The sequence below is a fragment of the Hydrogenophaga sp. genome (genome assembly GCF_026125825.1).
Classification (GTDB): domain Bacteria; phylum Pseudomonadota; class Gammaproteobacteria; order Burkholderiales; family Burkholderiaceae_C; genus Hydrogenophaga.
In genome coordinates this window covers 1-8,327 of the sequence record NZ_JAHCKK010000134.1, presented here as the reverse complement: position 1 = coordinate 8,327, position 8,327 = coordinate 1, and the positions used below count along the sequence as shown (strand labels likewise).

The following is an 8,327-nucleotide window of genomic DNA, read 5'->3' as shown; positions in this document are numbered from 1 at the left end:
CACCGGCACCGCCACGCACACCAGGCCTTCGACAAACTCCTCGGCATCCACGGCATGGCCGTCGCGCCGGATCGCTTCCAGTTCCGCTTCGAGGGCCTCGCGCTGCGTCAACGTGTTGGCGGTGTAGCGGGTGAGCACCAGCCCGTCGAGCACGGCGCGGCGCTGGCGCGCGTCCATCCAGGCCAGGAACAGTTTGCCGCTGGCCGAACAATGCGCCGGCACACGCGTGCCGGGGCGCAACTCCAGCCGCAACGGAAACGCCGACTCGACTCGGTCCAGATAGACCACCTCGGCGCCCGACAGCGCGGTGAGGTTGCAGCTCTCACCCACCTCGGCCACCAATTGGCGCAGCACGGCGTGGCGCACGCCCTGCTGGGTGCTGTTGCTCAGCGCGGCCTCGGCCATGCGCAGCAGGCGCGTGGCCATCGCATAGCGCCGGCCATCGGGTTCGCGCACCAGCCAGCCGCCTTGCTCCAATTGTGCGAGCATGCGATGCACCGTGGGCTTGGGCCATCCAGTCAGTGCCACCACCTCAGGCAGGGCCATGGGATGGGCGTGGCGCGTGAGCAGGTCCAGCAGCTCCATCAGCCGCAGACCGGGGCTGCTGTCGGTTTCGATGTTCATATCTCGAAAAATGAGACGAATCCATAAATTATTTCGAGACGAATTCTAGAGGCCCCTACATTGCGGGCACAACTTCGAGGAGATGGGTGGTTGAAGACGACGCCAAGCTTTCACAACGCCGTGGTGACCGGTGCCTGCGGTGGGCTGGGCCAGGCACTGGCGCGCGAGCTCATCGCTGCTGACGCGTGCGTGGCTTTGGTCGGCCTGCAGCGTCCCGCGCTGGAGGCCCTGGCCGCGCTTGCGCCGACGCGTTGCGCGATCTACCAGCCCGATGTATCGGATGCGGCAGCGATGCAGGCCATGGCGGCGGACTGGATGGGCCGTTTCGGCGCGCCTGACCTGGTGATCGCCAATGCCGGTGTGGCCGGCGGCTTCGACACCGCGCAGGCTGGCGACCTCGCGGTGATGCGCCGCATGCTGGAGATCAACCTGCTGGGCGTGGCCACCACCTTTCAGCCCTTTCTGGCGCCCATGCGCGACAGCGGCCGGCGCGGCGCGCTGGTGGGTGTGGCCAGCCTGGCGGGCTGGCGCGGCCTGCCGGGCAATGGCGCCTACTGTGCGAGCAAGGCCGGCCTGATCGCTTACCTGCAAAGCCTGCGTGCCGAACTGCGCCCCACCGCGCTGCGCGTGCACACCATCAGCCCGGGCTACCTGCGCACCGCGCTCACGGCCGGCAACCGCTTCGCCATGCCCGGCCTGCTCGAAGCCGACGAAGCCGCGCGCCGCCTGCTCGCGGGGGTGGCCGCCGGCACCGAACACATCGTGCTGCCCCGGCGCATCGGCTGGCTCTCCCACGCGCTGGGCCTGCTGCCCGCGCGCCTGCACGACCGCATCCTGCTTGGCCAGCCGCGCAAACCGCGCGCCGGCGAGCCCGGTTCCACCGACATCCCCGGCCTGAAATGAAAGCACCCTTGCTGCGCTGTGCGCGAGCCGCTCCAAGGGGCGGCGTCGGCACCCTGAACTTCGCTCCATCATGACCACTTCAACACAAGATCAGATCGCGCTCATCGGCGCCGGCCCTTCGGGCCTGGCCGGTGCGCGCTGCCTGCAGAAACACGGCATCCCCTTCCAGGGCTTCGAGGCCCACACCGACGTCGGCGGTCTGTGGAACATCCACAACCCACGCTCGACGGTGTACGAGTCGGCGCACCTGATCTCCAGCAAGCGCATGACGGAGTTCAGCGAATTCCCCATGGCCGATCGCGTGGCCGACTACCCGAGCCACCGCGAGCTGCTGGAGTACTTCAGCGCCTTTGCCGACCACTTCCGGCTGCGCGAACACTACCGTTTCGGCGTGCGCGTGCGCAGTGTGGTGCCAGTGAGCGATGCACCCGACACGCTGTGGCGCGTCACCCTGGAAGACGCGGACGGCCTGCAGACCGCCGCCGACTACAAGGGCGTGGTGGTGGCCAATGGCACCCTGGCCGAGCCCAACATGCCGCGTTTCGAAGGCCACTTCGCCGGCGAACTGCTGCACACCTCGGCCTACAAGAGCGCCGACCAGTTCCGCCACAAGCGCGTGCTCATCGTGGGGGCGGGCAACTCGGGCTGCGACATCGCCGTCGATGCCGTGCACCAGGCGCGCAGCGTGGACATCTCGGTGCGGCGCGGCTATTACTTCGTGCCCAAGTACGTGTTCGGCAAGCCGGCCGACACCATCGGCGGCAAGGTCCGCCTGCCGCCCTGGCTCAAGCAGAGGATCGACAGCACCATCCTGAAGTGGTTCACCGGCGACCCGGTGCGTTTCGGTTTCCCCAAGCCCGCCTACAGGATGTACGAGTCGCACCCCGTGGTGAACTCGCTCATCCTGTACCACATCGGCCATGGCGACGTGGGCGTGCGCGCCGACATCGCGCGCTTTGACGGCCACACCGTGCATTTCAAGGACGGTGGCCAGGGCGACTACGACCTGGTGCTCGCGGCCACCGGCTACAAGCTGCACTACCCCTTCCTGGACCCGGCGTTGCTCAACTGGCAAGGCATGGCGCCGCGGCTTTACCTCAACATCTTGGCGCCGCGCTTTGACCGCCTGGCCGTGCTCGGCATGGTCGAGGCCAGCGGCCTGGGATGGCAGGGACGCTACGAGCAAGCCGAGCTGGTGGCGCGCTATTTCAAGGGACTGGACGAAGGCAAGGCCAGCGCCGCCGCGTTGCGCACCGCGAAGGCGGGACCACCGCCCGATCTTTCTGGCGGCTACAAGTACCTGCAGCTCGAGCGCATGGCCTACTACGTGAACAAGGACGTCTACCGCCGAGCCGTGCGCCAGGCGGCCGAGGCCCTGGCCTGAATCGGGCGAGACCACAGACACAACAAACACAACAACACAACAAACACAGGAGACCCGCATGCTGCCCGTGGACGAAATCCGCCTGAACTTCAACCCGGCCTCGCTGGCCGTGCTCAATGCGGTGCTGGCCTTCCTCATGTTCGGCATCGCACTGGACACGCGCCTCGATGACTTCCGCCGCATCATGCGCATGCCGCTGGCCTTCACGGTGGGCATCGTCGCGCAGTTCATCGCGCTGCCGGCCATCACCTATGTGCTCACGCTGCTGCTGCAGCCGGGCCCCAGCATTGCACTGGGCATGATCCTGGTGGCCTGCTGCCCGCCGGGCAACGTGAGCAACATCCTCACGCACCGGGCCAACGGCAACGTCGCGCTCAGCGTCTCGATGACGGCGGTGTCCAATGCCATCGCCATTGTGGCCATGCCGCTGAACTTCGCGTTCTGGGGCGGCATCCACCCCAGCGCCGCGCCCCTGCTCAAGACCATCGCGCTGGACCCGCTGGAAATGTTCGGCCACATCCTGCTCATCATCGGCGCGCCCTTTGTGCTGGGCATCTGGTGCGCACACCGCTTCCCGAACTGGACCACGCGCTTCAAGAAGCCGTTGCGCATCCTCAGTTTCCTCGCGCTCATCGCCTTCATCGTCGGCGCCATTGCGGGCAACTGGCGCTACTTCCTCGACTACGTCGGCCTGGTGCTGCTGGCCGTGGTGATCCACGACGCATTGGCGTTCGGCACCGGCTATGCCATCGCGCGCGCTGCCGGCCTGCCCGACTACGACCGCCGCGCGCTGTCCATCGAGGTCGGTATCCGCAACGCGGGCCTGGGACTGGTCATCATCTTCAGCTTCTTCGGTGGGCTGGGCGGCATGGCCGTGGTGGCCGGCGTCTGGGGCTTCTGGGACATCATCGCCGGCCTGGTCCTGGCGGGCTGGTGGGCGCGAAGGCCGCTGCAGGGTGGCGTGCCAGACGCCGGCAAGCCATGAGCGCGGCCATGGACAAGGCGCCGGCCGCCCGGCGCGTGCTGGTGACGGGCGCCGATGGTTTCCTCGGGCGCGGGCTGATCGAGGCCCTGGCGCGCGAGCCACACATCGAACACCTGGTGGCCGTGGACGTGCGCGAGGTGCCGGTTGCGCGCCGCTCGCCCCGTGTGGCCTACGTGGTGGAAGACGTGCGCGACCGCGCGCTGGCCGCCACGGTGGAGGCGCACGGCATCGACACCGTGGTGCACCTGGCCTCCATCGTCACGCCTGGGAAGGGGTCGAGCCGGGCCTTCGAGCACTCGGTCGACGTGGGAGGCACGCGCAACGTGATCCAGGCCTGCCTTGCCCATGGCGTGGCCCACCTCGTGGTCTCGTCCAGCGGCGCGGCCTATGGCTACCACGCGGACAACCCGGCCTGGCTCACCGAAGAGCACGCCCTGCGCGGCAACGAGGTGTTCGCGTACGCGCACCACAAGCGCCTGGTGGAAGAGATGCTCGCCCAGACGCGCGCGGCCCACCCGGCGTTGCGCCAGACGGTGCTTCGCATCGGCACCATCCTGGGCGAGCGGGTGGACAACCAGATCACGGCGCTGTTCGAGAAACCGCGCCTGATCGCGATCGCCGGCAGCGACAGCCCCTTCGTGTTCGTCTGGGACGAGGACGTGACCGGCGCGATCGTGCACGCGCTCAGCGGTGAGGCCGTGCCAGGCTGCTACAACTTGGCCGGTGACGGCGCGCTGACCATCCGCGAGATTGCCGCGCGCCTGGGCAAGAAGCCGCGCGTGCTGCCGGCGGGCCTGCTGCGCACCCTGCTGCGCGTGGGCAGTTTCCTGGGCGTGAGCCGCTATGGCCCGGAGCAGCTCGATTTCCTGCGGTACCGGCCGGTGTTGCTCAACACCGCGCTCAAGCAGCGTTTTGGCTACGCGCCGCGCAAGACCAGCGCTCAGGCGTTCGAGGCCTTCGTGGCGGCGCGCAGTGCACAGGGACGACCCGTGAAAGTGACCGCGTGAACCCCTTGCCTCTTTCGCGCGGCGACCTGCTGCGCGCGCTCGCGGTGGTGGTGATCTGGGGCTTGAACTTCGTGGTGATGAAGATCGGCCTGCAGGGCATTGGTCCGATGCTCTTGGGCGCCCTGCGTTTTGCCGCTGCGGCCTTGCCGTTTGTTCTGTTCGTGCAGTTCCCGAAGCTGCCGTGGCGCTATGTGGTGGCCTACGGTCTGGCGCAGGGGCTGGGGCAGTTCGGTTTTCTGTTCCTGGGTTTGCAGATGGGCATGACGGCGGGCATGGCGTCGGTGGTGATGCAGACGCAGGCGTTCTTCACGCTGCTGCTGGCGGTGCCGGTCCTGGGGGAGCGGGCGAGGTGGTCGCAGGGGCTGGGTTTGCTGGTGGCCTTGGGTGGCTTGGTGTTGATCGCGACGGCGCACGGGGAGGGACCGGGGCAGATGACGCTGGCGGGCTTTGTGCTGACGCTGTCGGCGGCGTTCATGTGGGCGGTGTCGAATCTGGTGGCGCGGCTGGCAAGCCGGGTGGCGGATTACGACCCCTTTCCTTTTATCGTCTGGAGCAGTGTGTTTCCCATCGTGCCGTTTTTGGGGCTGGCGCTGTGGATGGACGGGGTTTCGGGGGTGGGGGCGCAGGTAGCGGGCCTGAGTGGGTCGGCGGTGTTGGCGGTGCTGTTTCTGGCGTGGCTGGCGACTTTGTTGGCCTACACACTGTGGACGCAGTTGCTCAAGCGCCATCCGGCGGGGCGCGTGACGCCGTTTTCCCTCCTGGTGCCTGTGGTGGGTTTGTGGGCTGCCTGGGTGTTCTTCGATGAGCTTCCCTTGTTCCAGCAGTGGCTGGGGACGGGGGCGGTGCTGTTGGGGCTGGTGGTGAATCAGCTGGGGGGCTGGCTGGTTTCTCGTCGGTCCTCTTCTTGAGGTTTCTTTCTGGCGCCTACCTCGCGTCAGGCCAGTGGCGGGATCCGAATGCTCCGGCCCTGCTCGCGGGCGTCTGCCTGGGCCCGCCTCTATCCCTTCGTCAACGCCTTGGCCTGCGCGCCGCCTCTGTGGCAACCGCGAATGGGGGCCTGCGCATTCGGACGCCACCACCGTCCTGCGACACAACGTAGGCACACCCAGCTTGGCACGCCGCCATCTCGTCGGGGGCGGGTGGTTTGGGCATGAGGGCGCCGGCCCCATTCGCGGTTGCCACAAAAGCGGGCGGGCCCGTCCGGTGTTGACGAAGTGGTACCTGCCTGCACATGCAGCCGCCCGCGAGCAGCCGGCGCCAGCATGACCGGACCACCCGACCTTGCCCACCCGCAGGCGCGAAACAGAAACAAGCCGTATCCTCACAAATCCCATCAACCCAAGTGGAGATAAGGCCCATGAACCCCCATCGCTGGCTGCAGAAAACCTCCCTCGCCATGGCCCTGGCCCTAGGGGCGGCAACCGCTCAAGCCGGAGCGCCCATGGTCAAGACCTCGGCGCCGGGCTACTACCGCATGATGCTGGGCGACTTCGAGATCACCGCCCTGTCCGACGGCACGGTGGACTTGCCGGTCGACAAGCTGCTCACCAACACCCAGCCAGGCAAGGTCACGAGCGCGCTCAAGCAGTCCTTCCTCAAGGCCCCGGTCGAAACCTCGGTCAATGCCTACCTCATCAACACGGGCAGCCAGCTCGTGCTGGTGGACGCCGGCGCCGCCGGCCTGTTCGGTCCCACCCTCGGCAAACTCATTGGCAACCTCAAAGCCGCCGGCTACCAGCCCGAACAGGTGGACGCGGTCATCATCACCCACATGCACCCCGATCACGTCGGGGGCCTCATGGCGGGTGAGCAGCGCGCTTTCCCCAACGCCACCGTTCACGCCGACCAGCACGACGCCGACTTCTGGCTCAGTCAAGCTCAGATGGAAAAAGCCCCGGCCGACGCCAAAGGTTTCTTCCAGGGCGCGATGGCCTCGCTCAACCCCTACAGCAGCGCCGGCAAGTTCAAACCCTTCAACGGCAACACCGAACTCGTGCCCGGCATCCGGGCCCAGGCCTCACCCGGCCACACGCCCGGCCACAGCACCTACGTGGTGGAGAGCAAGGGCCAGAAGCTGGTGCTGTGGGGCGATCTGATGCACGTCGCGGCGGTGCAGTTCGCCAACCCTGCGGTCACCATCGCCTTCGACACCGACAGCAAGGCCGCCGCCGCACAGCGCCAGAAGGCGTACGCGGACGCGGCGAAGAACGGCTACTGGGTGGCGGCTGCCCACCTCTCGTTCCCTGGCATCGGTCACCTGCGTCGCGAAGGGAAGGGCTACCGCTTCGTGCCGGCGAACTACAGAGTCGTGCGCTGAAACGACAACGCGCCGCAAGAGCGGCGCGTTGGAGGGGGGGCAGGCAGGCGGGTCAGGCCGCGTGCGGCAGGCCAAAGCGGCTGGCGTGGCGCCAGGCGCGGCGCAGCACCGCCGGCGACCACGATTCTTCGGGAATCAGCAGCACGCCGCGCGAGCGCATCCAGGCACCCAGGTCCACGTGGCTGGTGGCCACCGTCAGCGGCACCGCCAGCAGCAGGGGCATGGCCACCGGCGCCAGCCAGATCAGTGCATTGGCGTTGATCGCGGCCACACCCACGGCCAGCAGGCCGATCACCAGGGTCATGGGAGCGAGCCGGGCCACGGCGTCGCGCCAGGTCACGCCTGCCGCTTCGCGCGGGGGCGACTTCCATTCCAGCTTCAGGCCGGTGATCGCCACCAGCACGAACAGCGAGTGCGCCAGCATGCGGATGGGCGCCTGCATCAGGGCCAGCACCGTTTCCACGGCCGAGCTGCCCAGCAGACCCACGGTCCCGCCGAAGGACTTCTGCTCACCTTTCATGAACACCGCGAGCAGGCCCAGCACGCGTGGCATGAAGAGCATGGTCAGCGTCCACATCCACAGCGCGCGAAGCTCCTCCGGTACGGCCTGCCAGCTCGGGATCGCGCTGGAATCGGCCGCCCACAGCGCGGTGCCGATGGACAGGAAGGCCAGCCACAGCGGGGCCGAAAGGTAGGACATGGCGCCGATGGCGAACATGGTGCGGTGCACGCGGTGGATACCGGGCTCGGCCATCAGGCGCGAGTTCTGCAGGTTGCCCTGGCACCAGCGGCGGTCGCGTTGCAGCTCGCTCAGCAGGTCGGGAGGCTGCTGCTCGTAGCTGCCGGTCAGGTCGGAGACCAGCCACACGTGGTAGCCGGCGCGGCGCATCAGCGCTGCTTCCACGAAGTCGTGCGACATGATGCCGCCCGACATACCGCCCGTGCCCTTGATCGGCGCCAGCGCGCAATGCTTCATGAATGGCTCGACGCGGATGATCGCGTTGTGGCCCCAGTAGTGGGACTCGCCCAGCTGCCAGAACTGCATGCCCGCCACGAACACCGGGCCGGAGACCCGGGTGGCGAACAGCTGGATGCGGGCGTACATGG

General features: G+C 67.8%; 8 protein-coding genes. 6 read left to right on the top strand and 2 right to left on the bottom strand.

The window, feature by feature from the left end; translation table 11 throughout:
• Positions 1–624 (bottom strand): IclR family transcriptional regulator (locus KIT86_RS23245; RefSeq protein ID WP_297402815.1); only part of this gene is annotated, 624 nt, incomplete at its 3' end.
• 90 nt (positions 625–714) lie between these two features.
• Between KIT86_RS23245 and KIT86_RS23240 the strand changes: the two genes are divergently transcribed.
• The 6 genes from KIT86_RS23240 (at position 715) to KIT86_RS23215 (ending at position 7,220) form a co-directional block, all read left to right on the top strand.
• Positions 715–1,527, top strand: coding sequence for an SDR family oxidoreductase (locus KIT86_RS23240; protein WP_297402813.1), 813 nt, complete (start codon positions 715–717; stop codon positions 1,525–1,527).
• Between the two features lie 70 nt (positions 1,528–1,597).
• Positions 1,598–2,911 carry an NAD(P)-binding domain-containing protein gene (locus tag KIT86_RS23235; RefSeq protein WP_297402811.1) on the top strand — a complete coding sequence of 438 codons (1,314 nt, stop codon included), beginning with the start codon at positions 1,598–1,600 and terminating at the stop codon, positions 2,909–2,911.
• 58 nt (positions 2,912–2,969) lie between these two features.
• Complete coding sequence (locus KIT86_RS23230; RefSeq protein WP_297402809.1) at positions 2,970–3,896, top strand: bile acid:sodium symporter family protein; 927 nt, start codon at positions 2,970–2,972, stop codon at positions 3,894–3,896.
• Positions 3,897–3,904: 8 nt separating this feature from the next.
• Positions 3,905–4,903, top strand: coding sequence for an SDR family oxidoreductase (locus tag KIT86_RS23225; RefSeq protein WP_297402808.1), 999 nt, complete (start codon positions 3,905–3,907; stop codon positions 4,901–4,903).
• Positions 4,900–5,811, top strand: a complete 912-nt coding sequence (locus tag KIT86_RS23220; RefSeq protein WP_297402806.1) for an EamA family transporter — start codon at positions 4,900–4,902, stop codon at positions 5,809–5,811. The genes KIT86_RS23225 and KIT86_RS23220 overlap by 4 nt, the downstream gene beginning before the upstream one ends.
• 449 nt (positions 5,812–6,260) lie before the next feature.
• On the top strand, positions 6,261–7,220 hold the full coding sequence (locus tag KIT86_RS23215; RefSeq protein WP_297402804.1) for an MBL fold metallo-hydrolase: 960 nt from the start codon (positions 6,261–6,263) through the stop codon (positions 7,218–7,220).
• 52 nt (positions 7,221–7,272) lie between these two features.
• Here KIT86_RS23215 and KIT86_RS23210 read toward each other — a convergent pair.
• Positions 7,273–8,327: glycosyltransferase family 2 protein (locus KIT86_RS23210; RefSeq protein ID WP_297402802.1), on the bottom strand; the 1,055-nt coding region annotated here is incomplete at its 5' end.

Excerpts from the sequence above, each read along its gene's own strand:
- KIT86_RS23225 (WP_297402808.1), top strand. The coding sequence starts at position 3,905 with ATGGACAAGGCGCCGGCCGCCCGGCGCGTGCTGGTGACGGGCGCCGAT.
- KIT86_RS23235 (WP_297402811.1), top strand. The coding sequence starts at position 1,598 with ATGACCACTTCAACACAAGATCAGATCGCGCTCATCGGCGCCGGCCCT.
- KIT86_RS23230 (WP_297402809.1), top strand. The coding sequence starts at position 2,970 with ATGCTGCCCGTGGACGAAATCCGCCTGAACTTCAACCCGGCCTCGCTG.
- KIT86_RS23215 (WP_297402804.1), top strand. The coding sequence starts at position 6,261 with ATGAACCCCCATCGCTGGCTGCAGAAAACCTCCCTCGCCATGGCCCTG.